The sequence below is a fragment of the Paenibacillus sp. 01T431 genome (genome assembly GCF_056398625.1).
Map to the genome: position 1 here is coordinate 190,270 of NZ_JBFTPT010000007.1, position 24,832 is coordinate 215,101.

21 protein-coding genes and 1 pseudogene are annotated in these 24,832 nt (G+C 47.6%); 11 read left to right on the forward strand and 11 right to left on the reverse strand.

Features of this window, described 5'->3' with window-relative positions:
* Positions 1-17: 17 nt before the first annotated feature.
* Entirely contained in the window at positions 18-1,454 is a 1,437-nt protein-coding gene (locus AC1DM9_RS14965) for a PTS mannitol transporter subunit IIBC (RefSeq protein WP_441877736.1), read from the forward strand.
* Between the two features lie 142 nt (positions 1,455-1,596).
* A pseudogene (locus tag AC1DM9_RS14970) lies at positions 1,597-1,641 on the forward strand (hypothetical protein); the annotation flags it as partial.
* Positions 1,642-1,659: 18 nt separating this feature from the next.
* On the opposite strand, the gene AC1DM9_RS14975 reads toward AC1DM9_RS14970, so the two are convergent.
* A complete protein-coding gene (locus tag AC1DM9_RS14975; protein ID WP_477580748.1) occupies positions 1,660-1,896 on the reverse strand; it encodes a hypothetical protein in 237 nt (78 codons plus the stop codon).
* Between AC1DM9_RS14975 and AC1DM9_RS14980 the strand changes: the two genes are divergently transcribed.
* The 5 genes from AC1DM9_RS14980 to AC1DM9_RS15000 are packed head-to-tail and all read left to right on the forward strand — an operon-like array spanning position 1,879 to position 7,180.
* A complete protein-coding gene (locus tag AC1DM9_RS14980; protein ID WP_477580750.1) occupies positions 1,879-3,579 on the forward strand; it encodes a BglG family transcription antiterminator in 1,701 nt (566 codons plus the stop codon). The genes AC1DM9_RS14975 and AC1DM9_RS14980 overlap by 18 nt on opposite strands.
* Before the next feature lie 2 nt (positions 3,580-3,581).
* A complete protein-coding gene (locus AC1DM9_RS14985; protein WP_339206377.1) occupies positions 3,582-4,019 on the forward strand; it encodes a PTS mannitol transporter subunit IIA in 438 nt (145 codons plus the stop codon).
* Positions 4,016-5,188 (forward strand): mannitol-1-phosphate 5-dehydrogenase, encoded by a 1,173-nt coding sequence (locus AC1DM9_RS14990; RefSeq protein WP_477580752.1) that lies wholly within the window; start codon positions 4,016-4,018, stop codon positions 5,186-5,188. The genes AC1DM9_RS14985 and AC1DM9_RS14990 overlap by 4 nt, the downstream gene beginning before the upstream one ends.
* A gap of 5 nt (positions 5,189-5,193) precedes the next feature.
* The gene (gene ptsP / locus AC1DM9_RS14995; RefSeq protein WP_477580753.1) at positions 5,194-6,927 is read left to right on the forward strand and encodes a phosphoenolpyruvate--protein phosphotransferase; all 1,734 of its coding nucleotides are present in this window, start codon (positions 5,194-5,196) and stop codon (positions 6,925-6,927) included.
* Positions 6,920-7,180, forward strand: a complete 261-nt coding sequence (locus tag AC1DM9_RS15000; protein WP_076268485.1) for an HPr family phosphocarrier protein — start codon at positions 6,920-6,922, stop codon at positions 7,178-7,180. The genes ptsP and AC1DM9_RS15000 overlap by 8 nt, the downstream gene beginning before the upstream one ends.
* Before the next feature lie 231 nt (positions 7,181-7,411).
* Here the strand turns inward: AC1DM9_RS15000 and AC1DM9_RS15005 are convergent, their stop codons facing one another.
* Positions 7,412-9,649 (reverse strand): YhgE/Pip family protein, encoded by a 2,238-nt coding sequence (locus tag AC1DM9_RS15005; RefSeq protein WP_477580755.1) that lies wholly within the window; start codon positions 9,647-9,649, stop codon positions 7,412-7,414.
* A gap of 76 nt (positions 9,650-9,725) precedes the next feature.
* Positions 9,726-10,301 carry a TetR/AcrR family transcriptional regulator gene (locus AC1DM9_RS15010; RefSeq protein ID WP_441910574.1) on the reverse strand — a complete coding sequence of 192 codons (576 nt, stop codon included), beginning with the start codon at positions 10,299-10,301 and terminating at the stop codon, positions 9,726-9,728.
* A 243-nt stretch (positions 10,302-10,544) separates the two neighbouring features.
* Between AC1DM9_RS15010 and ytxJ the strand changes: the two genes are divergently transcribed.
* Positions 10,545-10,883: a bacillithiol system redox-active protein YtxJ gene (gene ytxJ, locus AC1DM9_RS15015; RefSeq protein WP_076268487.1), complete on the forward strand. Its 339-nt coding sequence runs from the start codon at positions 10,545-10,547 to the stop codon at positions 10,881-10,883.
* 78 nt (positions 10,884-10,961) lie between these two features.
* On the opposite strand, the gene AC1DM9_RS15020 is transcribed toward ytxJ, so the two are convergent.
* Entirely contained in the window at positions 10,962-12,401 is a 1,440-nt protein-coding gene (locus AC1DM9_RS15020) for an amino acid permease (protein WP_477580757.1), read from the reverse strand.
* A 273-nt stretch (positions 12,402-12,674) separates the two neighbouring features.
* Between AC1DM9_RS15020 and AC1DM9_RS15025 the strand changes: the two genes are divergently transcribed.
* Both AC1DM9_RS15025 and AC1DM9_RS15030 read left to right on the forward strand, forming a co-directional pair.
* The gene (locus AC1DM9_RS15025) at positions 12,675-13,289 is read left to right on the forward strand and encodes a PH domain-containing protein (RefSeq protein ID WP_339206364.1); all 615 of its coding nucleotides are present in this window, start codon (positions 12,675-12,677) and stop codon (positions 13,287-13,289) included.
* 104 nt (positions 13,290-13,393) lie between these two features.
* Positions 13,394-14,062, forward strand: a complete 669-nt coding sequence (locus AC1DM9_RS15030) for a PDDEXK family nuclease (RefSeq protein WP_477580759.1) — start codon at positions 13,394-13,396, stop codon at positions 14,060-14,062.
* A gap of 913 nt (positions 14,063-14,975) precedes the next feature.
* Here AC1DM9_RS15030 and AC1DM9_RS15035 read toward each other — a convergent pair.
* The 6 genes from AC1DM9_RS15035 to AC1DM9_RS15060 form a co-directional block, all read right to left on the reverse strand.
* Entirely contained in the window at positions 14,976-16,202 is a 1,227-nt protein-coding gene (locus tag AC1DM9_RS15035; protein ID WP_477580761.1) for a pyridoxal-phosphate-dependent aminotransferase family protein, read from the reverse strand.
* Entirely contained in the window at positions 16,199-17,485 is a 1,287-nt protein-coding gene (gene allC / locus AC1DM9_RS15040) for an allantoate deiminase (RefSeq protein ID WP_477510782.1), read from the reverse strand. Before allC ends, AC1DM9_RS15035 begins: the two co-directional genes overlap by 4 nt.
* 28 nt (positions 17,486-17,513) lie before the next feature.
* Positions 17,514-18,887 carry an allantoinase gene (locus AC1DM9_RS15045; protein ID WP_477580763.1) on the reverse strand — a complete coding sequence of 458 codons (1,374 nt, stop codon included), beginning with the start codon at positions 18,885-18,887 and terminating at the stop codon, positions 17,514-17,516.
* Positions 18,888-19,092: 205 nt separating this feature from the next.
* Positions 19,093-20,172 carry an ABC transporter substrate-binding protein gene (locus AC1DM9_RS15050; protein WP_477548925.1) on the reverse strand — a complete coding sequence of 360 codons (1,080 nt, stop codon included), beginning with the start codon at positions 20,170-20,172 and terminating at the stop codon, positions 19,093-19,095.
* A gap of 57 nt (positions 20,173-20,229) precedes the next feature.
* Positions 20,230-21,084, reverse strand: a complete 855-nt coding sequence (locus AC1DM9_RS15055) for an ABC transporter permease (RefSeq protein ID WP_477580941.1) — start codon at positions 21,082-21,084, stop codon at positions 20,230-20,232.
* Between the two features lie 41 nt (positions 21,085-21,125).
* Positions 21,126-21,887, reverse strand: a complete 762-nt coding sequence (locus tag AC1DM9_RS15060; RefSeq protein ID WP_339206353.1) for an ABC transporter ATP-binding protein — start codon at positions 21,885-21,887, stop codon at positions 21,126-21,128.
* Between the two features lie 218 nt (positions 21,888-22,105).
* Between AC1DM9_RS15060 and AC1DM9_RS15065 the strand changes: the two genes are divergently transcribed.
* Positions 22,106-23,776: a PucR family transcriptional regulator gene (locus AC1DM9_RS15065; protein ID WP_477580765.1), complete on the forward strand. Its 1,671-nt coding sequence runs from the start codon at positions 22,106-22,108 to the stop codon at positions 23,774-23,776.
* Positions 23,777-23,982: 206 nt separating this feature from the next.
* Here AC1DM9_RS15065 and AC1DM9_RS15070 read toward each other — a convergent pair whose 3' ends face one another.
* On the reverse strand, positions 23,983-24,780 hold the full coding sequence (locus tag AC1DM9_RS15070; protein WP_477580767.1) for a YheC/YheD family protein: 798 nt from the start codon (positions 24,778-24,780) through the stop codon (positions 23,983-23,985).
* Positions 24,781-24,832: the final 52 nt, after the last annotated feature.

Here is a 24,832-nt window from a genome sequence, read left to right on the forward strand (position 1 = left end):
AAATTGGAGGTTTAAGCATGAGTAAACTGACATCCGAGCAACCGGTATCCGGCGGAGTTAAAGTTTCCGTACAACGATTTGGTCGTTTTCTAAGCGGCATGGTCATGCCGAATATTGGCGCGTTTATTGCATGGGGACTCATTACGGCACTATTTATTCCAACAGGCTGGTTTCCGAACGAAAGCCTAGCAACACTTGTTGGACCGATGATTACCTACTTGCTCCCTATACTCATCGGCTATACCGGTGGTCAAATGATTCACGGCGTACGCGGAGGCGTAGTCGGCGCAATCGTCACACTCGGCGTTATTGCAGGGGCGGACATTCCAATGTTCCTCGGAGCCATGATCGTTGGCCCGCTAGCCGCATGGGTGCTGAAGAAATTCGATCAATCTATTGAAGGAAAGATTCCTTCGGGCTTTGAAATGCTCATCAACAATTTCTCGTCCGGCATTATTGGCGGCGGTCTTGCACTGATTGCCTTCAAAGGTATCGGGCCGGTCGTAGCCGCATTAAGCAAAGTACTTGCTTCAGGTGTAGAGTGGCTGATCAACACAGGTTTCCTGCCGCTTGCGAACATTTTGATCGAGCCAGCTAAAGTACTGTTTCTCAACAACGCGATTAACCACGGCATACTAGGTCCGCTCGCGCTGGATCAAGCATCACAAGCGGGCAAATCCATCATTTATATGCTGGAATCCAACCCAGGTCCCGGTCTTGGCATTCTGCTTGCTTATTGGGTATTCGGAAAAGGAATGGTTAAGCAATCGGCGCCAGGCGCTGTTGTCATTCATTTCTTCGGCGGTATTCACGAGATTTACTTCCCGTACATTTTAATGAATCCGCGTTTGATTATTGCAGCTATTGCTGGGGGTGTCGCTGGTACATTCACCTTCTCCATCTTCGGAGCTGGTCTTGTCGCCGCGCCATCACCGGGCAGCATTATCGCCTATATCACCATGACGCCTAAAGGCGGACTACTAGCCATGCTAAGCGGTGTAGTCGTCGCAACAATCGTTTCATTCCTTGTCTCTGCTGTTCTTCTTAAAACAAGCAAGCAGGCAGGAGATAACGACAACGAGCTTGAGCTCGCTGCACAAAAAGTTCAGCAAATGAAAGCTGAATCCAAAGGCAATGCTGCTTCACCTGCCGCTGAACAAGTACAGCTAACGAAAGAGCAAGTGAACAAAATTGTATTTTCTTGCGATGCGGGTATGGGCTCGAGCGCGATGGGCGCTTCCATATTGCGCAAAAAAATAAATGCAGCTGAGCTGCCGATTACCGTTATCAACACGGCGATCAATGATATTCCAGGCGATGCCGACATCGTTATCACCCATAAAACATTGACTGACCGCGCACGCCTAAAGGCGCCTAACGCAGAGCATATTTCCATTGATAATTTCCTTAAAAGTCCAGAGTATGACTTGCTCGTACAAAGACTAAGTTCATGAATTCATACTTAACGCTGACAGTTTACTGTCGGCGTTAAGTCCATTCTTCTGCTAAGGAGGATAGCCTATCAAAGCCTCAACTAGGCAACGTCGAATTATCGAACTGCTGCTGAGTCAAAAGCAAGAAATTACCGCAGCCGATATCGCGTCCATTGTCGGTACGAGCACAAGGACGATCCATCGCGAGCTTGTCGATATCGAATCGTTACTTGCCGCAAACGGCATTGTACTTCACAAAATAGCAGGGCTTGGTATTCAAGTAGAAGCAGACTCGGATACTCTTGAGCGATTTAAACAATCGTTTGAGCCGTCTGATTACTTTGAATATTCGGCTGAAGAACGAAAAATCGTTATTCTCTGCAGGCTGCTTGAGCATGACGAGCCGATAAAGCTGTTTGCACTCGCCCATGAGCTGCGTGTCACGATGCCGACCATCAGCCATGATCTCGATGAGCTGGAGGAACTGATCAATAAACATGGGATGACCCTTGTTCGCAGAAGAGGGTATGGCGTTGAAATTATTGGATCTGAAGAAGATAAGCGTCATTCGATTAGCTTGCTTGCCATAAATCATCTCGACGATTCCGATTTATTCGGTCAATTCAAGAACCTTACAGTCTCAAACCCGATCACAGCACAGCTGCTCGACATGATCGGCAAAGAAAACTTTAAGCGGCTCGAGCATGCGCTATGGGAACTAAATGACGAATGGCCACACACATTGTCCGAATCTAACTATACAAGATTGCTTATTAAGCTGTCGGTTGCGTTAACCCGAATTGAGAACAACTGCTTTGTCTCAGCAAGCGAATATCGTCATTCTGTTGAAATCATTCCCTTGCTGCGAAGCTTGCTGGTTGTGCTCAATCTACAGCTCCCAATAGAAGAAAAAATGTATCTTTCACAACTGCTGAATAGTGAAGCTTTTCTAGATAACGGCCTGTTGATTCATCATGAAGATATGCCGACCATTGAAGGCGTCAAGCTGCTCATCCGTTATGTCGAGGATCAGCTAAACATGTCGCTCATGGAGGATAGATCGCTAGAGGAAGGGCTTATTCAGCATATAAAACCAGCCTTTCAGCGCATTAAGGATGGCATCGCCATCCGCAATCCGATGTTAGTGCCGATCAAAAAAGATTACGCTATATTGTTCTCCATTGTTCAAAGCGCTGTACAACAGGTTTATCCGCTTCTACAAGTGCCTGACGAGGAGATCGGTTATATCGTTATGCATTTTGGAGCTTCCCTTGAGCGGTTAAAGCCTTTTCCAAGAAAAATAAGAGCTGTTCTCGTTTGCACGAGCGGCATCGGTTCATCCAAGCTTCTAGCTGTCAAAATTGCTAACGTACTGCCGCAAATCGACCTGATCGGTCATTATTCATGGTATGAAGCGACAAGGCTACCGCCGAGCCGCTATGATTTGATCATTTCAACTGTTGATTTGCCGCTAGAGCCGGATCGCTATATTAAGCTCAGTCCTCTGCTCACGCCGGAAGAAACAAATAAGCTTCGCAGCTATATAGAGGGCACAACCTTGAAGAAGGTGACACCCTCCCTATCAGCAAACGAAGATACGGCAGGCCAGTCACCTCTGGATCGTTTGCTTCAGCTTCAGCTTTATTCCGGCATCGTTCTTCAGCTGCTTGACGGGTTCCATGTGCATGACTTAACGCTGTTGCCAGATCAAGATCGATTGGATCACCAGCTGCCGAGTATGCTTTCCTTAATCGGAAAGCCATATATCGATGCAAATCGCGAAAAAATAGCCGACCAGTTGCTCGCAAGAGAGCTGCAAGGAAGTCTGGTCATACCAGATACCGAGCTCGCCCTGCTTCACACACGCAGCGAATGGATTAAAGAGCCGCTGCTTGCTTTATATCGATATGATCGAACTTTGCAGCTAGGCGAGGATGAAGATGCGCAGGCCAAGCACCTGTTGATGATGCTCGGCCCTCTCAAGCTTGATTCCTATAGCCTTGAGCTGCTAAGTGAAATTAGCGCAATGCTGCTGCTGCCGGATCTGCTTACTTTATTAGCGCATGATGATGCGGCAGGCATTAAGTTGTTTATCTCAAAGAAGCTTGAACAATATATAAAAACCAAATTGGATTGGAGAGAATAATCATGACCATTCTATCTACAGAGAAAGTAAAATTAAACGTTAACCTTAAGGACAAATACGAAGCGATCCGCATGGTTGGACAAATGCTTGTTGACGCAGGGCATGCTCCGCAGTCGTATATCGACAAAATGATTGAGCGCGAGGAGTCTCTATCCACTTATATTGGCGGAGGGCTTGCCATGCCTCATGGCACGAATGAATCGAAAGCACTTATTAAATCTACAGGCATGGCCATTATTACCGTACCGGCTGGCGTAGACTTCGGCGGCGAAGAGCCTGCTCAATTAATTATCGGCCTAGCGGCTGTCGGCGACGATCACCTTGATATTTTGACCAATGTTGCTGTGCTCGTGTCAGAGGAAGAAGATATGCAGCGCATCTTGAACGCTTCATCGGAGCAAGAATTGATTTCTATCTTTGAATCGGGGATGGAATCATGAAGGCCGTTCACTTCGGCGCAGGCAACATAGGCAGAGGTTTTATCGGTTTGCTGCTGCATAACGCGGGCTACGAGGTATGTTTTGTTGATGTAAATGATACACTTGTCTCGCAGCTGCAGGAAAAAGGGCAATATGCGGTTAAGATTGCAAACGAGCAAGGCGACACGTATCTTGTTGACCATATAACTGCTATTGACGGCAAAAATATAGATTTGGTCGCTAAGACTATCGCAGAAGCGGATATCGTCACAACCGCTGTTGGCGTATCGGTACTGAGACACATTGCCGCTGCGGTTGCTAAAGGAATTGAGCTTAGAATCGAGAGCGGCAAAGCCGCTCTTCCGGTTATTGCGTGCGAGAATGCCCTTGGTGGCAGCACGATTTTGAAACAATTCGTATATGGCCATCTATCTGCGGATGTACAGGCGAAAGCCGATCAGCATATCGTTTTCCCTGACGCCGCCGTTGACCGTATCGTTCCGCTGCAGCAAAATGAAGACCCACTTGAAGTTATGGTCGAGCCTTTCTATGAGTGGACAGTAGAGCGCTCCCCATTGCTTAATTCACTTAAGGAAATTGACGGAGTACACTACGTTGATCAACTGGAGCCGTATATCGAGCGCAAGCTGTTCACTGTTAATACAGGGCATTGCGTTGCAGCGTATCACGGTTTCCTTAAAGGCTGCGAGACGATTCAAGAAGCGATGAACAACAAAGAGATATTGGCAGAGGTACGAGGCGCATTGCAGGAATCAGGAGCTGCGCTTATCCAAACGTATCAATTCGATGAAAAAGAGCATGCGCTTTATGTTGAGCAAATTTTGGAGCGCTTTGTTAATCCTTATTTGGTAGACGAGGTTGTTCGAATCGGCCGCTCGCCTATTCGCAAGATTTCTCCGAATGACCGTCTAGTTAGACCGGCCTCATTAGCTTATAAATACGGCATGCCTGCCATTCATTTGACCACGGCTATGGCAGCGGCTTTACATTTTAATGCTGCAGATGATCCCGAGGCTGTAGAGCTGCAAGCTTCCATCAAGGAACTAGGCCTTCATTCTACGATAACAAAATATACAGGTTTAGATGAGCAGCATCCGCTTCATATACAAGCGGCAGAGCAATACCGCAAGCTGGAGCAATCACTTCAATCTGCGGCGAAAGGAGTCTGAAGTTTATGACATTAACACTTAAAGGGATAGCAGCATCACCGGGTATCGCCATTGCCCCGGTCTTCCATCTCGCATCCGAGCGTTTCATACCGACTGAGCAATCTGTGCAAGACAGTGCGCAGGAAATAGAAACGTTCCGCCGTGCTGTTGCAAGCACCCGTGAAGAGGTTGAAACGATTCGCACAAAAACAGAGGAGCGCCTCGGAGCAGACAAAGCCGAAATATTCGAAGGTCATCTGATGATTTTGGAAGATCCTGATTTCATTGAAGCGATTGAGCAGAAAATAGCCGAAGAATCCATAGATGCTCAATTTGCGCTCCATGAGATATCTAAATATTTTATCGACCTTCTGCAATCGATGACTGATGAACTGCTAAGAGGACGCGCTGTTGATATTGAGGACGTATCCGGACGCATCATGAGTCATTTGCGCGGCGTTCCGCATACTGACCTAGCCAATCTGTCGGAGGAGTGTATTATCGTTGCGCGCGATCTGACGCCTTCAGATACTGCTCAGCTTAATTTGAACTTCGTACGCGGTTTTGTCACAGAGATAGGCAGCCGCACCTCGCATTCTGCTATTATGGCGCGGTCATTGGAAATACCAGCAATCGTAGGGATCGGCCAAGCGGTTCACGATATGAAAGAGCAAGCCGTTATTATCGTTGATGCGGCTGAAGGCATTGTGCTAATTGAGCCTACGGAAGAAGAGCTGGCAGCCTATCAAGAAAAGAAACAAAAGGATGATCTGCGCAGAGCGGAATTAAGCAAGCTGAAGGATCAACTCACTTTCTCCAAGGATGGCAAGCAAGTAGAGCTTGCAGCCAACATCGGCAGCTTGGAAGATATTCAGCGGGCAATCGACAACGGCGCCGAAGGAATTGGACTTTTTCGTACCGAATTTCTATATATGGGGCGCAGCTCCCTCCCAACGGAGGAGGAGCAATTCACCAGCTATAAATATGCACTTGAGAAAATGAACCCTAAGCCAGTCGTCATCAGAACGCTAGATATAGGCGGAGACAAGGAGCTCCCCTACATGGAGCTGCCAAAGGAAAGCAACCCATTCTTAGGACAGCGCGCGCTGCGCCTATGTCTCGATAGACAGGACTTGTTCCGTACACAGCTGCGGGCACTTCTCCGCGCCAGCCGCTACGGCAATTTGAAAATCATGTTCCCGATGATTGCCGTATTAGAGGAGCTCCTTGAGGCAAAGAAGCTGCTTGAGGAAGAAAAGCAGAAGCTAATCGCCGAAGGTGTGCAGCTTGCCGAGCATATCGAAATAGGCATGATGGTCGAAATTCCAGCCGCGGCAGTCGCTGCCGATCTTTTCGCTCCTGAAGTTGATTTCTTCAGCATCGGCACTAATGATTTGATTCAATATACAATGGCGGCAGACCGTATGAACGAAACGGTATCGTACCTATACCAGCCATGGCATCCATCCTTGCTTCGTCTCATCAGCTTCGTTATTCAAGCGGCAGAGAAGGAAGGCAAATGGGTGGGCATGTGCGGCGAGATGGCAGGCGATCAGACGGCAATCCCCTTGCTGCTTGGCCTTGGCCTGCATGAATTCAGCATGAGCGCAGGTTCGATTCTGCAAGCAAGAGAGCTGATCGGACAGCTTGACCAGTCCGAATGGTCGGTTCATGCCAATCAAGCACTGACTATGCGGAGCACTCAGGAAATTACACAATTCGTAGAACGCACAAGAAACGGAGTGATTCATCATGATTAGCAAAACTTACACTATCATCAATCCGACGGGCTTTCATGTACGCCCAACTAAAACCTTCGTCCAAACAGCAAACACCTTTCCTTGTAAAATCAGCGTCATTGCTAAAGGCAAAAAAGTAAACGGCAAAAGCTCGCTTAGCATGCTGACACTTGGTATTGCGATGAATGAAGAAGTGACTTTGGAAATTGACGGCGAACAGGAAGACCAAGCGCTCGAGACGCTTGGTCAATTGCTCACTGAAATTCACGAATAGCAGATAATTAACGGCTGGCCGAATGAGAAGAGATCATCTTAAATGATCCCTTCCAAAATGGTCAGCCGTTTTTGTATATGACTGTGCGGAGTTAGTCCGGCTCACCTCACTTCCTTGCGCTACATTTGCATACAAAAAAAAGACGCTCTCATCCACTTTTCATCGTGATTGAGAGCGTCTTTGCATATTGGGCTGTGTCACGGATTATCCGAGACTAGCCCTTTTTTTAAATTAAACAGATGCCGGAACTGCTGGTTCCAACTGATCGTCCTTCGTTTTCCGATGGGACAAAGTAAAGTACAGATAAGAAAGCACTGCGAACAGAATAGCAATGCCCGCCATAATTGCAACATATCCAGCCATCGAGCTGAAATCTCCGCTTGAGATAATATCTCTAAAGCCTTTGACCGAGTAAGTCATTGGCAGGAACGGCGATACTTTTTGCAACCATCCAGGTACAAGCTCGATAGGGAATGTGCCCGCAGAGCTCGTTAATTGGAAAATAAGCAAAATAACTGCGATAAATCGTCCCGGATTACCCATTGAAGCAACTAGGAATTGAATAATCATCATAAACGTAATGCTGGTTAGTATGGAGTACATGACGAACAAGCCCATGCTTTGCACTTCCAGCTTCAGCACATAAATAAGAGCAGCATCCGCAATCAATGCCTGAATAGTACCGATTAGCGCTAAAGTGAGTGCTTTACTCAAAAACCAGCTCCAGCCGTTAACTGGACGAACAGCCGGTTCACGAACCGAATATACAATCGTTAATAGCATAGCTCCGACATATAATCCAAGCGATAGGAAATACGGCGCAAGACCCGTACCGTAGTTATCTACCTTCGTTACTTTCTCTACATCAAGCTTCACTGGATCGGAGAACATATCCACCATCGTATCGGTCAGCTTTAGATCAGACGTCTTATCCGACGCTTCATTCAGCTTGCCAGACAACTCCTGCGTGCCATCCTCCAATTTCAACAAACCTGAAGCTACTTGCTGCGCACCATCCTCCAGCTCTACCGAACCATTAACGAATGGCGTAATGCTTGAGGACAACTGTGAAAGTCCAGACGTAAGCGTTGCTGCCCCGCTGTTCAGCTGTTTGGCACCTGCTGCAAGCTTTGTTCCGCCGGCACATGCTTCAGCAAGCTTCGAGCCGAACTGATTCATGCCGGTTGAAAATTTCTTCGCACCAGCGACTACCTGCTCTGCCCCTGCACCAAGCTGCTTGCCGCCGGCCGCTGCTTCCTCGACCTTCTTATCGAAGGTTCCAAGTCCATCAGATACTTTGACTAGGCCGTCGCTCAGCTTAGACGCCCCGTCTCTTAGCTGCTTCTGTCCTTCTGAAGACTTCTCCAGACCCGCCGCAAGCTCTCGGCTCGCTTTGAGCAAAGACGCAAAGCTTTCGCTCTCCGCCAGCTCGGGGTTCGCCTGACCCAGCTGCGCCAGCCCATTCGCCAGCTGCGACGCTCCTGCCTTCAGCTGCTCCTCGCCCGCAGCTGATTCCTTAAGACCGCCCGCCAGCTGCCCTGCTGCCTGCTGCGCGTCCGACGCGCCTCCCGCCAGCTGTCCGCTCGCTCCGGCTAATTGCGACAAGCCGTCGCTAAGCTTAACCGCTCCAGCTCCAAGCGAGCCCGCGCCCTCACCAAGCGATGCTGCTCCCGCACCAAGCTCCTTCTGCGCTGCCAGCAGCTGCGCCAGGCCGCTAGCCAAGTCATTCGTGCCCGTGCTAAGCTCGGCACTGCCTTTGCCAAGCGCCTTGCCGCCTTCGTTCAGCTTAGCGACTCCCTCTTTGAGCGTAAGCGATCCACTGACCAGCTTCGCTAAGTTTTTCTCGATGAGTACGGCTCCATCCTTTGCCTTCGTCGTCCCATCAGCAATTTCACCTGCACCGTCGCTCGCTTTGCTTATGCCGTCCACGAGCTCCTCCATTTGCTCAAACACAGTGCGCGTATAAGCCGACGTCACTTCTTTGTTAAGCTCCATTTTCATGGTATCGACTGCTTTGCTACCAATCTGAGAAGCTAAAAAGTTATAGCTCTCATTAGCTAAATACGTAAGCTTAGCCGGCGTTGGCTTATCTGAAGTTAAAGTGGTTGTTTTCTCCGAGAAATCAGAAGGAATCTCAATGGCCAAATAGTAGCTATGATCTTCCATTCCCGCCTCAGCTTCCTCTTTACTTACGAAATGCCATTCAAATTTTTCATTTTCTTTTAGCTCTGCCTCAAAATCATCGCCAATATGCATCATCTCGCCGTTAAATTCATACCCTTTATCCGCATTAACGACAGCTACCGGCATCTTATCCAAATTTCCGTACGGGTCCCAAAACGCCCCTAGAAACATCGATGAGTACATAACGGGAATCATCAGCACGCCAATTACCGATATCAACAACATTTTGTTGCGGCCGATTCCGGACAATTCTTTACCAAACTGCTTTAAACCTTTGAACTTCAAATCGTCCACTCTCCCAATTACTGATTGACCATTTCTCTCATTCGGTCATTTCTTTGTGTAAAAAAAGGCATCCAGGTTATTCCGGAGCCAATCCTACTTGCATATAGAATCGCAATTTTTCCGCTACTTGCTGTTTGTCCAGCGGTTCATGCGTTTTTTTCCATTCTACCGTAAGCGCCATATACAAGCGGAGCATAACAAACGCAGTCATTTCTGGATCACAAGGCTTAATCTCGCCCTTATCGATCGCCAGCTGGATTTGATGTTGAATATAACCAACGACTGCCTTCTCTATTTGCTGTATACCCTCCAGCGCCATGGGCGTACCAATCTCGCGTACCTCATGCGATAGCTTAAGTGCAAGCTCATGTTCCTCGCGAAAATCGAGCAGCTGCTCGAGCGCAGCGTTCAAATTATCGAAGAATAATCGATTAGGATCAACAACCTTTTCTGCAACCTGCTTCATTTCAATAATAAGCTTCTTCATAATTTCGTGGAACAACTCTTCTTTATTCGTAAAGAACGTGTAGATCGTCCCTTTGCCCACATTCGCAATTTTCGCTACCTGATCCATGGTCGTCGCCTTATACCCAAACAACGCGAACGACTTCCCCGCAGCATTCACAATCTGCTGTCGTCGATCAATGGCCATTCCTTCACCTCCGAGCATTTCATTCCTTTATCACTTTAAAAACTGACCAAAAAACTAAAACGGTCATTTCGACTTCCGTTATCATAGCACGCTCCAATTCCGATTGCAATACCCGATTCATACAATAGTAATATGGCTCAAGGCATAACGACAAAAAAATGACTTTACTCGTCAAAAAGCGCTATACTATATGTACGATTTTAATTAATTTCTGCACAGCAGATTAAAAGGAGTGTTCCCCTTATGTCATACAAAGAAATCACTTCCATTGAAGAATGGAACAACGTCTATGAAGCTTCAGCTACTCGTCCACTCGTTATATTCAAGCACAGCACAACTTGCCCGGTCAGCGCTAACGCTTACCAAGAATTCAATCAATATCTTGATGGGAAACCAAGAGAAGATGTGGAATACGTGCTTGTAAAAGTTATTGAATCGCGTCCGGTTTCCAACCAAATCGCTGAAGATACTTCCGTTAAGCATGAGTCCCCGCAAATTATTTTTATCGAGAAAAAAGAAAAAGTGTGGACGACGTCCCACTGGTCGATTACTAAAGCTCATATTACAGCTGTACTCGACTAATTTTTTTATAAATTTTATTAAAAAAAAGCTTCCAGCCTAATGCCTCAGCGCATAACGGTTGGGAGCTTTTTTTTCATACTAATCCTCCGGATCTAGCTTACATTCTGCCAGCGTCAGCATTCGAGTACGATACTTCCATTTGTGTCCGATAAAGATGGCAAGGAAAAGGGGAATGCCGATGTAGGAGGCGAAGATATAAGCCCAATCAATACGGCCATCCTTGAGCGCGCCGATAAACTGACCGCCAATCACAACAATACAGAGCAGCATAGCTAGGATCGGACCAATCGGAAACCATTTCGCCAAATAGGCCAGGCCCTCAAGCTTGTGGCCTTGTGATACATAAGCTCTGCGAAAGCGATAATGGCTAATTGCAATGCCAAGCCAAACGATAAAGCCAGACATCCCCGAAGCATTCAGCAGCCACACGTAGACGACGCCGTCACCGAAGAAGGAAGCTAAGAAAGCGAGCATGCCAAGAGCCCCCGTCGCAAGGAGCGCCGCTACAGGAACCCCGCGCACGTTCAGCTTAGCCAGAAAACGAGGGGCCTTCCCCTCCTTCGCCAGCACCCAAAGCATCCGCGTAGAGGCATACATACCGGAATTGCCTGCTGACAATACCGAGGTCAAAATGACCGCATTCATAATTGAAGCCGCTACGGCAAGACCTGCTCTCTCGAAAATGATCGTAAATGGACTCGTCGAAATGTCTCCGCTCGCGAGCTGCGCGTTTGAATAAGGGATCAACATGCCAATTAGCAATATCGCCAATATGTAGAACAAGAGGATTCTCCAAAAAATAGAACGGATGGCACGCGGGATATTCTCGCGAGGGTTCTCACTCTCTCCAGCCGTTACTCCAATTAGCTCCGTTCCTTGAAAAGAGAAGCCCGCAGCCATAAACACGCCTAACGTAGCTAAAAAACCAGCAGGAAACGGATTGTCCGTCAGATTGCTTATGCCAACCGCTTTCCCATTCCAAATGCCGATCACCATCATCAAGCCGATAGCGATAAACACGATTACCGTGACAATTTTGATCATGGCAAGCCAGTATTCCGATTCGCCGTAACCCTTAACAGACAGAAGGTTAAGGCTAAGCATTAACAATAGAAATAGACCGCTCCACAAAATAGACGGACTGTTCGGAAACCAAAACTTCATAATAAGCGTGGCCGCAGACAACTCCGCCGCAATCGTTATCGCCCAGTTGTACCAATAGTTCCAGCCAAGCGCAAAACCAAGCGAAGGATCAACAAAACGCGCTGCATAGGTGCTGAACGTTCCAGACACAGGCATATAGGTAGCCATTTCCCCTAAGCTTGTCATCAGAAAATATACCATAATGCCAATCAGCGAATAAGCAAGCACCGCTCCTCCCGGCCCAGCAGAGTGAATGGCACCGCCACTCGCAAGGAACAAACCCGTACCAATAGAACCTCCAAGCGATATCATGGTCATATGCCGAGCCTTCAAACCTCTGCGCAGCGTGTTCGAATCCTCTCGTTGCTCACTCATTGTCACGTTCCTCCTTTCCATCTCCTCAGTTTGTTGAATTTTCCGTATTTTATCCATCCGATAAAAAGTTTAGTAAGAAGATTAATTGAAAAATAGTAAGTTAAACCTCTTTATATAAACGATGCAAAAGTTTGTGAATAAGCCGCTAATAAAATAGAGGATTATCCAGTATCACACAACGCTAAAATACGACAAATGGACTATCATAATTTCCATTTTTTAATATATAATGAGTAGGTGTGAATTCCACGCAATGATGAGAGGAATGGTAAAATGTTTGGTAAATTAGCAGCAGATGCCCTTGGAATAAGTGATATTGGCGCGATCATCAAGCCCGCAGATTTCAGCAAAGCCGATTCTGACGATTACGTCATGCATGAGGATAACGAGAAAATTTATTTTCTCATTAAGTCAAAAACCGACGAATATTGCTTCACAAACCTTGCACTCATTCATTTGGACGGCAAAAGCGCACTAAGCAAAAAACGGACATTGAAGCGTTACTCTTATAGCGCGAACCAAATTTCACAGGTTGCATTGGAAACGGCAGGCACGGTCGACCTTGACGTTGAAATCAAGTTCTCGATTGGCTCAATCCCCTTTTCAATTGATGTAAATAAGAAGCATATCGAAGAGCTGAAAGACCTTTATAAAGCACTTATCAAAATCTCAGAAATTACACGCGAGAACGAAATCTCGCTTGAATATGCAAGACGGAGTCTGGATCTCGCATCCACAACGTTGCAGCAAATCCATAAAGGCGACTTCAACGTCGTCGAACAATTCGACGGACTGAACAAATCCGCGTTCAACTGGCTTGTAAATACGCACAAGCAATATCGCATCAAGGACTTTGGCGCTATTTTTGAGCGTTATATCAACAACTAGTTAAGAGGCCAATTTCATACGATACGAAAAAAGACGAAGAACGTCCTTCTGCTCATGGCAAAGGGACGTTCTTTTTTTGTCCAAATATAAGGAGGGAACACATCATGCACACTTTTGAACATATGCACACGCTTTTTATTGAGAAACATTTAGAAAAGAGAAGCGGTGAACGCAAAGCGAGATTATTAAGAGGACACAGCTATGGCGAGAAGCTCCTTCTTCAAAATGTATGGTGGCCGGTATTCGGCAATTTTGATTACCTGCACCCAGAATATGAAGTCTATGATCGGAACCGCAAATCGTATTTTCTTGATTTTGCGTTTCTCCCGCCTTTTGGGCGTTTTGATATAGAATGCGACGGTTTTCAGTCTCATGTCAAAGACATGGATCGCGAGAAATTCAGCTACTCACTTAATCGTGACACTTTCTTAACTGCATTAGGCTGGAAAATGATCCATTTTTCTTTTGACGATATTAAAGATCGACCAGAAATATGCCGCTCTTTGCTTCAGCTCGTTATCGGACCTTATTTATTGCATAAAGCAAATATAAATCCCGTTTCAAAAATTGAAAAAGATTTGCTCCTGCTCGCATGGCAGCTCGGTCGCCCTATTCGCCCAATTGATGTTTGCAACGCGTGGAAGCTCAACTTCCGCACAGCCCGTAAGCTCCTTGCCGGACTAGCTGACAAAGGTTGGCTCCAATCCGTATCCAAAGGGAGAACCATCAGATATTATGAGCTGAAAAAAGACACGCTTGAGCTCTTATTCTAATAGGGCGTAGTGAGGGAATCATGATCAGTATTGCATTTCACCAGTAAACAGCTAATCGGAATTGTGAATTATGGTAGTGATTGCTTTAGTTGATTATGATAGTTAACCGCAATAGTGCATCGCGCTAGTGATTGCGTTAGTTAATTGCTCTAATTAACTGCAATTGTGCATCGCGCTAGTGATTGCGTTTGTTAATTGCTCTAATTAACTGCAATTGTGCATCGCGCTAGTGATTGCGTTTGTTAATTACTCTAATTAACTGCAATAGCGCATCGCGCTAGTGATTGTGCTATTTAATCACCCTTGTGAATTAAGCTATCCTGTAGAAATGCAGGATAGCGGCTGGATTAGCTCAATTCGGAGCATCTATGTTGTATTTATACCATATAGCATCTCATTTACAAGCTTGCAATACCGAATTACGAGCTAGTTCCTGCAGAAATACAGGATAGAGAGGTTTTACCCCTAAATTAGTGTAAGTTACTGCAAATGTGCAGGATAGCCGCATCAATACAACTAGTTAGCCAAATAGACTATAGTCATCAACCGTCAGCAACTTTGAGCAACAATCACGGTACGGGATAGTGAGAAAATTCATTTAAAACTAAGGACCAAAGTCTAAAAGCATAAACTCACCCAATAAAAAACCTATAATTCATTCCGTTTTGGTTCAAAACTAGCATCCCCTACTCACCTTTAATAAAGAAGCACGCTGTTTAATTTACATCTTATATAAATCCATAGCTGCCTGCAGTCCCAGCCCGCTCCCTAACGAGCAAATACATCAAAACCTAAAGTCCAAAGTACCAAAACCTAAAGCCCACCCAACTAAAATAAATCTACAAATCATACTGCTTTTGATCCAAAACAAACAGCCTGCTCTCACCTTATACAAGGGAGCAAGCTGTTTGATCTACATCCCATAAACATCCATAGCCGCCTGCAGTGACAGGCCCGCTTCCAACTGATGACCATGTCGCAGCAGAACGGCTTCCAGCGCGCCCAGCGTAAGCAGCACGTTGCGCTTGCTGCAGCTGTAGCCCATCGTGCCGATGCGCCATATTTTCCCCTTCAAGGGACCGAAGGAGCTGGCGATCTCGATGCCGTAATGATCAAGCAGCATCGAACGTACAGATTCTCCGTCTATGCCAGCCGGAATTTCAATACAAGTAACGACGGTCATTTTGCAGGCGGGGTCGCCGTAGAGACGCAAGCCCATTGCCTCCAAACCAGCAATCAACGCTCCTTCATGCTCACGATGCCGTGCAAAACGCGCCTCCAGCCCCTCTTCCAGCACGAGCCGCAGCCCTTCACGAAGCGCATAAAGCATGGACGTCGCTTCCGTATGATGATTGAGCCGAGCCGGACTCCAATAATCCTGCAGCTGACTCAAATCCAAGTAGTTGCTTTGAATCGGGCGCAGCAGCGGGTCATCCTCGTCGTCAGCAAGAAGCAGCCCTCTTTCAACCTTTTTGCGGCTGAGCAGCTTCACCTCTGCACGTTTATTGTACGTAATCGGCGCCATGCCTGCCGGTACGGATAAACACTTCTGCGTGCCTCCAATTACCGCATCGATGAGCAGCCGATCAGTCGCTACCTCAATACCGCCAATTGTCGCAACAGCGTCCACAATGAAGAGCGCATTCACTTCCCTGCACGCTTGCCCGATGCCTTCGAGCGGCTGCATTCTTCCCGTTGATGTCTCGCCATGCACAAGTGCTACGACATCAGGCTGATGCTCCTTTATGGCATTAACTATTTCCTCCGTTAAAAATACACTGCCCCAATCTTTCTCCAGCGTTACAACCTCAGCACCGCAGCGCTTCGCAATCTCGGTCAGCAAATGGCCGAAGCGTCCATAAATCGGTACCAGCACCTTATCGCCAGGCTCGATCAAGCCTACGAGAACAGCCTCTATCCCCGACCTCGACGTCCCGTCCACAGGGAATGCCCATTCATTATCAGTCTTAAATAATTGGCGCAGCATCTCCATTGTTTCATTCATTAATGCCGTAAACTCTGGGTCAAATTGTCCCAATATCGGATACGACATCGCCCGCAGCACCCGCGGATCCACCTCGACTGGACCCGGTGTCATAATCGTACGCGGTGATGGCGCCAAATCTTTGTATAGCTTCATAGCTCTTCCCCCTCATAGCCTAGTCGATACAGCAGCTCTGTCAGCACGAGTACACCAACCGCAAGCTCCCGTGGCTCTGTATACTCCTCCGGTGAATGCGATATGCCTCGTCTACTTGGAACAAATAACATCGCAGTCGGACAAATATGCTCAAACATTTGTGCATCATGCCCCGCTCCGCTAACCATTCGTTTCGAAGAAATGCCCATTTCACCACAAATATGATCCATATGCTGTTTGAGCACATTATTCATCGGAACCGGTTCTTCCCTAAACCACTCCGTCCCTTGAATCTGCAGCTGCCTCTCACCTGCCAATGCCGTAAAACGCTGTACGATCCAGCGGCAAAAGCTATCGAGAGCCTGTTCATTGGCATGACGCGCATCTACAGTAAATACAACCTTTCCCGGAACGACATTTGGTACATTCGGAAACACCTGCAGCCTGCCAGCAGTCGCCACTAATGGCGATCCAAGCCGCATAGCCTCTTGACGCAGCGCCCCAATCATCGCACTAACCCCTTCAAGCGCATCCCTGCGCATATGCATCGGAGTCGTTCCCGCATGATTCGATTCGCCAATGACTTCAAACTTCAATCTTCGTTGGCCAGCAATTGTTTCCACTACACCGATAGCGACGCCTTCCTGCTCCAGCACCGCCCCTTGCTCGATATGGATCTCAATAAACGCGCCAATATCATGACGGCGGCTATCCCTGCCCGTTCCTTCACCAAAGCCGCATTGCTGCATCGCATCCGCAAAAAATACATCTTGAGCATCCTGCAAATGAACAATTTGCTCAAAGTTTCGTTTGCCGGCGATGCTGCCCGATCCCCAGTAAGCCATCGGAAATCGGCTGCCTTCCTCTTCGCAGAGGGATACAAGCTCCAGCGTTCGCTTCGGGTTGCCGAATTGCTTTTGCAAATAATCAAGTGCAAGCAAACCCGCCGCAATGCCATAGGCTCCGTCATAATGCCCGCCTTGAATAACCGTATCAATATGTGAGCCCGTTATAATAGAAGGCGCATCCGGATCGTCGCCTTGTAATTTTCCGAATAAGTTGCCAACGTTATCAAACTCCGTCGTTAGACCGCAGCTCTCCATTTTGAGCGCAAGCGCTTGCTGCGTCTCCAGCCATCCCTCGGTATAAAGCAGCCGCGTTATGCCGCCTTCTTCATCCGGGCTATATGTTGCCAGCCAATTTAATACTTGCATAACCTGCGTCTCGAAATACGATAATAGCCGTTCCTTCTCTCTCGGATGGGAAAGTACACTTCGCATCATAGCTGCTCCTCCTTCCATTAACTTAAGCCTATTGCCTAACCCACTCGCCTTGCATACTCTCGCTTAACCCTTCCGATTCTTCATAGACAAGGCGACCCCTTACATAGGTAGCCTTTATTTTGCAATGAAGCTCTTCACCGACATATGGACTATGCTTATGACGTTGATACAGCTGCTCCGCTTCCAGCGTATAAGACTTGTTCAAGTCAATCAGCACAAGGTCAGCGTCTGCACCAATGCGTATTTCACCCTTCGAATCTTGCAGTCCAAATCGTCTTGCCGGCCCGCTTGCCAGCAGCTCGCTGATCAGCGTGAGCGGCAGCCCCCGCTTCACATGGCCTTCTCCCACAATGAGCTCTACTGAGCTTTGCGCTCCGGCGATACCGCCCCAAGCATCAAAGAAGTTGTCCGCCTCCTTCATCGAGGCTGGACAAGGCGAATGATCCGACGAAATCATATCCACTCGCCCTTCGGCAACGGCATTCCACAGCTTCGCCCGCTCCTCGGCATCTCGCAGCGGCGGAGAGCATTTCGCCACCGCTCCCTTACGATCCAAATCAGCCGATGTTAAAGCTAAATAATGAGGACAGGTTTCAACCGTAACGTTCATCCCGCGCTCACGCGCAGCCGTAATCAGATTAATGCCCGCCTCGCTGCTAATATGAACAAAGTGAAGCGCACAGCCCGTTTGCTCCGCATAAAAGAGTGCCCGATTGATAGCCTCCAGCTCAGCAATAATAGGTCGCGAGGCCACATAGTCAGCAGGCGTCAATCGTCCTTCCGCCCGCATCGCTTGACCAAGCTTAGCAACAATCGGCTCGCTTTCGGCATGAAGGGCTAGCACCTTGCCGAGACCCGCGATGATCTTCATGCCTTCGAGCAGCGTATAATCATCCACCTCTCGAAACGCATCCTCACTCGGATCACCTGGCGATGACATGAATGCTTTAAAACCAACCACTCCGGCTTCATCCAAAGGCGCAAGCTCATGCAGCTTGCCAGGCACCAAACCGCCCCAGATGGCATAATCCACATAGGACCGCCCCTCTGCAGCCGCCAGCTTCTGGTGCATAGCATCCACAGTGACTGTAGGCGGAATGCCATTTAGCGGCATATCAATATAGGTGGTGCAGCCGCCAGCAGCGAGAGCAGCAGACCCCGTCTCAAAGCCTTCCCACTCTCCCAAGCCCGGCTCATTCAGATGGACGTGTACATCAATCATGCCAGCCATAATGGTTAAGCCCGCTGCATCCACTACCGAATTCGCCTCTATATCATCGAGATTCTCGCCAAGCACAACAATACGTCCCGCTTTGATTCCTATGCCCAGCATCCGCACTTCATCCTTCAATACGACGCTGCCGTTTTTGATCAATACATCCAGTTTCTCTCGTCCGACCATCTCACCCTCCGCCTTTCATTGCCCAGTCACTTTTATGCCGTTTATGAGCCGAATCTGCCAAATCGCGTAGCAGCTGCGATGCTAATGAAATAAACCGCGGACAACGAGGTCCGCGGCCCTATTAACTACCTATTTGTGTAAAACTAATCATCTTCAGGAGATGAGCATGTTTTAACCGCACTCTATTACTATTTCAGCTCTATTTTTATTTCAGTTCCGTAACTATCAAGCTTGCATCTACCTCTTTCAGCAGGCTCAGATCATGATAGGTAGCTGGAGCAGGAATCGATTTGATGTTACCAACAGATTTCAGATACTCGCCGACAGCAGGCCCGTTGCTTCCATTCACGTAGGTATCGCCAACTTCCATCGAATACACATTCCGTGACATGATTTGAGTCAGCTCTTCCTCACTAAGGTGCAGCTCAGGCGCTAATGTTTTAATCGCTTCCTCACGGTTGTCATTGATATAATCCGTCGCTTTCTTCAAAGCGCGCAGGACAGCTTTTAAAGTGTTCGGGTTTTTCTTAAGGAAATCATCTGAAACTTGGATCGTCGTATGCACGCTCATCCAATTCACATCACCTTGCTTGTCAGGAAGCTCGCTCTTCGTGCCGCTGAAGAGGAACTTGCCGCCGCCTTGAATCGCCTTCGTAATGAACGGCTCCCAAGCAGCCAGCGCATCGATGTCACCCTTCTCCAAAGCGACAACCGCGTCGCTCGGTGCAAGATTTACATATTTGATTTTGCTTGCGTCTACGCCAAGCTCTTTAGCCATGTTATTGATTGCAATCGTAACGTCAGCTCCGCTTGGAATACCAATCGTTTTGCCTTCAAGATCCTTCGCGCTCTTCAGCTCAAGCTTGCTTGAACCTACAACCGCTTGCGTGCCAGCAATTTGTGCGAGCGGCGCAATGATTTTGACCGGAATGTCTGTTGATTTCAAAATAATATCCATAAAGTTCGTTTGAATACTTACAGGTGCGCTGCCGCCAGCAACCATCGGTCCGATATCCGGCCCGCTCTCGATCAGTTGACTCGTTACATTAAGCCCTTCTTCCTTGAAATAACCAAGCTTGTCGGCAATAATTTGCTGCGATGAGATTTGTGCATCACGAACACCAACTAGCGTTAGATCTTTCATCTCAAGCTCAGTGGATGCCGGCGCATTTGCATTTGCATTTGCATTTGCTGGCGCCTTCTCGTTGCCGCCGCACGCAGCAAGCACAAAAGTTAACGACGTAAGGACAATTGCAGATTTAAACCATTTTCCCGATTTTTTCATTGGTATTCCCTCCACTTATCTCTTTTTAGTTGTACTGCTTCAGCTTCGTATGTAGCGTTACTTCTCGATGGCATCTCGAAGTCCGCCTTTACGCCAAGCCATTACCCTCTTCTCAACCAGCTTCAGCAGGTAAGAAAACAAGCTATATTCTAGGCCAATCAGAATGATGGCAATGAACATATTCGATATTTTAAAATAATTTCTCGCATCTACGATGATATAGCCAAGCCCTGATTTGGCCCCCATCATCTCGGAGACGATGAGCGCTGAGAAGGATAAGCCTAGACTCACCTGCGCGCCAACGAGAAAATTCGGAATGGCCGACGGCAGCATCACTCTCGTGAAAATTTGCCGCTCCGTCGCACCCAAGCTGAGCGCAGATCGGATCAGCGTGGAAGGCACCGACTTAAAGCCGTCTAGCGTGTACACCAGCACCGGGATAAACGTCGTCCACGCAATAAGCAGAACCTTCGGAAACTCGCCGATCCCAAACCAGATAATAAACAAGGGCAGCAGCGCCAAGGTCGGAATCGGGCCAACTAAGTTGAGAATGGGCGAAAACCATCGTTCAACCGTTTTGAACTTGCTCATGATGACGCCAACCCCTACCGCCACCGTACTTCCGATAACAAAGCCAAGCGCAATTCGAATCGTACTAGAGATCAAGCTGTCTGTAATAATCCCCGTCTTCGCGAGCTCCCAGCCCTCCGATAGCAGCACGGTCGGTGCAGGAAGAAAGTTCGGATTAAAAAACTTTGCCGTTTCATTCACTCTAGAGAACAGCTCCCAAAAAACGAAAAACATTATGGATGGGAGGATGTTATATTTCTGAAAAAACTGATTCATTGCCGATGGCCGTTTGCCTCGCGCCTGCTTGCTTATTACTGTCGTCCCCGTCCGTGAAGCCTGCATGCTTCCTGTGTCCTTCACGGTAGATAATTTGGCTCCGTTCATTATGACCCCACCTTTGCTTGCGCTAGCTCCAGATGCTCCTCATCCATAAGAACCCGTTCAATGCGGCTCATCATTTCGCCAAAACCAGCAGAATGGGAAGATCGCGGATGTTTAATTCCGACCTCGAAAATTTCTGCAATTTCACCATGCTTCATCACGACAACACGATCCGCGAGATAAACCGCTTCGCTTATGCTGTGTGTCACGAACAGGATTGTTGGCTTGAGCTGACTGCAAATCTTTTGCAGCTCTACTCGCATCGTCTCTCGTGTCAGTACATCAAGTGCGCCAAACGGCTCATCCATTAGCAAAATGTCCGGCTTGCTCGCAAGCGCCCTTGCAATGCCTACCCGCTGCTTCATGCCCCCCGACAATTCACCAGGATAATGTCCGGCGTATTGTTCCAGCCCTACCAGCTTCAGAAACTCCATTGCAGTTTCCTTCGCCTGTGCTTTTGGCATCTTCTGCACTTCTGGGCCGAAGGCAATGTTGTCCTTTATGGTCATCCAAGGGAATAAGGCATGATCCTGAAATACCATTCCTCTCGACTTGGAAGGACCCTTAATTTCTTCTCCATCTACGGTAATCGCACCATCATCAGGCAGAAGGTAACCCGCAATCATATTTAACAGCGTCGATTTGCCGCATCCGCTATGGCCAAGTATGCAAATAAACTCATGCGAGTTAACTGTAAGATCTACATTTTTCAAAATCGTTCTGCTTCCAAAGCTTTTCCCAACCTGATTCACCACTAATTTCATTTGTACCAACCCCAATCCCTTGTTGTTGTCAGGTTATATAACACAAAATTGTTTTGTAGCTACATCATAATCCGAATCCATGTCATTGTCATTGTGCATAGTAGCTAAAAATATCCCATATTCCTTGCATAATCCGCACAATCATATATTTACACCCCGCTGCATAGATGATATATTGTGTCATATAATCTAACATAAAAAGCATTGGCGGTGTGGTTATGCTCCTAAAAGAACTCTTATCTCTCCCGGTATATGCGAATGCAAAAATACTTGCCGGACATGACGGCATGACAAATAGCGTCCAATCGGTCAACATCATGGACGCTCCAGATATTATTAACTATTTGAAACCGCAGGAATTGCTTCTCACGACCGGTTATGCGATGAAGGATCAACCAGAGGCTCTGCTCTCACTCGTCAAAAGCATGGCTGAATTCGGATGTGCCGGTCTAGCGATTAAGACCAAACGTTTTTTGCAGGAGGTGCCAAGCGATGTGCTTCAGTGTGCGGAAAAGCTGCATTTTCCGATTATCGAGCTGTCTCTGGCGCATTCGCTGGGTGATATATGCAACGACTCGCTTAGCCATATTTTGGAGAAGCGCACGGATGAGCTGCATTATGCATTGACGACACATAAACAGTTTTCACAAATGATTATGCAGGGCAAAAGCACCGTCGACGTCATTGAAGCATTGTCGCTTCTCATCGACTCCCCGGTTATGCTGATCAATCCACAAGGCGGACTTCTACATCGTTCAAACGCTATGACAACGGATTTGTATCTTGCATTGTCGTCCGATCTTCAAGCAGAGCTGATCTCACCCTCGCTGCACAGCTCTTACAGCATCCCATTTACTTCTCAAGCTTTCATTGGCGCACCTTTTACAGCTGTTGAGCTGTACCCGATTGTTACCTTTCAACTAGAAGGATTGTTGGTCGCTTTGACGAGCGACAGCAGCAAACACTTCAGCAACTTAACGAAACATGCAATGGAACAAGCCGCCAACGTCATCGGACTCGAGCTTATCAAGAAGCAAGCGGTCAAAGAGCGGTCGAGGCGTTATAAAAATGAGTTTTTCTCCGACTTTGTTGATGGCCTCATTACCTCTGAGCAAGAGCTTATTCATCGCAGCAAAAACTATGATTTGTTGAATCATCCCGTTTACGTCAGCATTGTCGCTAAGCGCGATACCTCTTTTGATTCTTTCCGTCCGCCAAGCGCACTCGAATCTGATGGCCGCTTTATATCCGAGCGCGACCGCCATTACAATGTGCTGAAAAGCGAGTTTTCGAAGCTTGATTTGCGTTTTGTACTTTTTACGAAAAACGAATACTTCTGCTTCCTTATCGCGCTTAAGGCAAATCAAGATGCTGCCAAAGGCACCGAAGATAAGTTTTTAGGGCAGCTGAAGCAAATGGTGCTTTGCCTAAGCGAGCAGCACGGCATCCCCATCTCGATTGGCATCGGGAATCCGGTATCACAGCTTACACAAGTCCCTTTATCCTATAAGGAAGCGATCGAAGCGCTGCAAACAGGTTACGACGCGCGAAAGAAGCAGTTTGTCCAACCTTACCGCGCCAAAGATTTCAGCAACTTGCTGCGGATGATCCCAAAGGAGGAGCTCAAGGAATATTACGAGGAGACGTTCAAGGATTTATTAAGCATTGAAGGCAAGGAGCGCAGCGATTTAATGAAAACGCTCAGCACCTTCTACGATACGCATTGTCAGCTTGCCGAAACGGCAAAGCAGCTGTTCGTGCATCGCAACACCGTCACCTATCGCCTCGAAAAATGCGAAAGGCTCACCGGCCGCGATTTGCGAGATCCCGTGGAGAGCCTTCGCTTCCGCACCGCATTTTCGATGCAGTTGATGTTCATGACAGACTAAGTGCAAACTTGAGCACTCGACTCGTATTACTTTCCACGCTGTAAGGGCATATTTGTGCTTACCAGCAAGATTTCGAGCTGATCTTATGCCAATTGCACCTAATATGCATATATATGTGCTTATTAGGTGCTAACTCTGGCACTTATGTGCTGTTAGAGCATCCGCGCCCTTAAAGCGGTTAGTCGAGCTTGCCCACTCACACCGCTCTACCTAACCCCGCGCTTCGCCTTTTTACAGTTCAGCTTGTAGGTTTTTCCGTATGCCTTGCCGTAGCGTACGATTTTCCGAAGCATCGATTGGTCATCAAGCAGTAAGAACGGGCATGGATCAGGCAGCGTATTAACTTCAAGTATCCATGGCTTAAGTTCGCGATCAAGCGCAAGATCAACACCTAATTCCTTAATGCCGGGATAAGTCTGGTGGAGCTTCATTGCGGTGAGAACGCCAAGCTTATCCATCCCATTCAACATACGCCGCCTCACTGGCGCACTCATATAACGCCTCAGCAAATACCCCGTTGGATAAATCGTTCCTCCCTGACTGCCATTCGTTACAATTTTTCGAGGATGTGCTACTCTGCCCAAAGTTCCCGTCGCCTCCCAACCCCCGTGCGGCGACTGCTGCACCACGAGCCTTATATCAAACGGACGCCCCTTATGCCTCAGCAAGCGAATCCCTTTTTGCACTAGGTAAGCCTTCCTTTTCGAATCTCTCAAAATAGACTGATAAGCCGCTTTATAGGTGAAAAAAGCCAACCTTTTCTCTCCAAGCTGGTACGAATAGGGCCGAAAGCCCTCCTCGTCAAGCTCTACCCTCATCACACCTCTCCCCTGTCCACCTCTGATCGGCTTTACATACACCATCCCCCACTGTTTTAACATTTTAAGCAGGCTCTTCCTTGTCATCATCTCCGCTTCCGGCAAATGATTCTTTAACACCGAGTCACGTCTCATCACTTCCGATTTGGCCCACTTATCCGCAACCGTACGACGATGTTTTTTCATAAACGATATAGCAGCCACCCTCTCTCTCACAATATACTACTGCCTCATGATT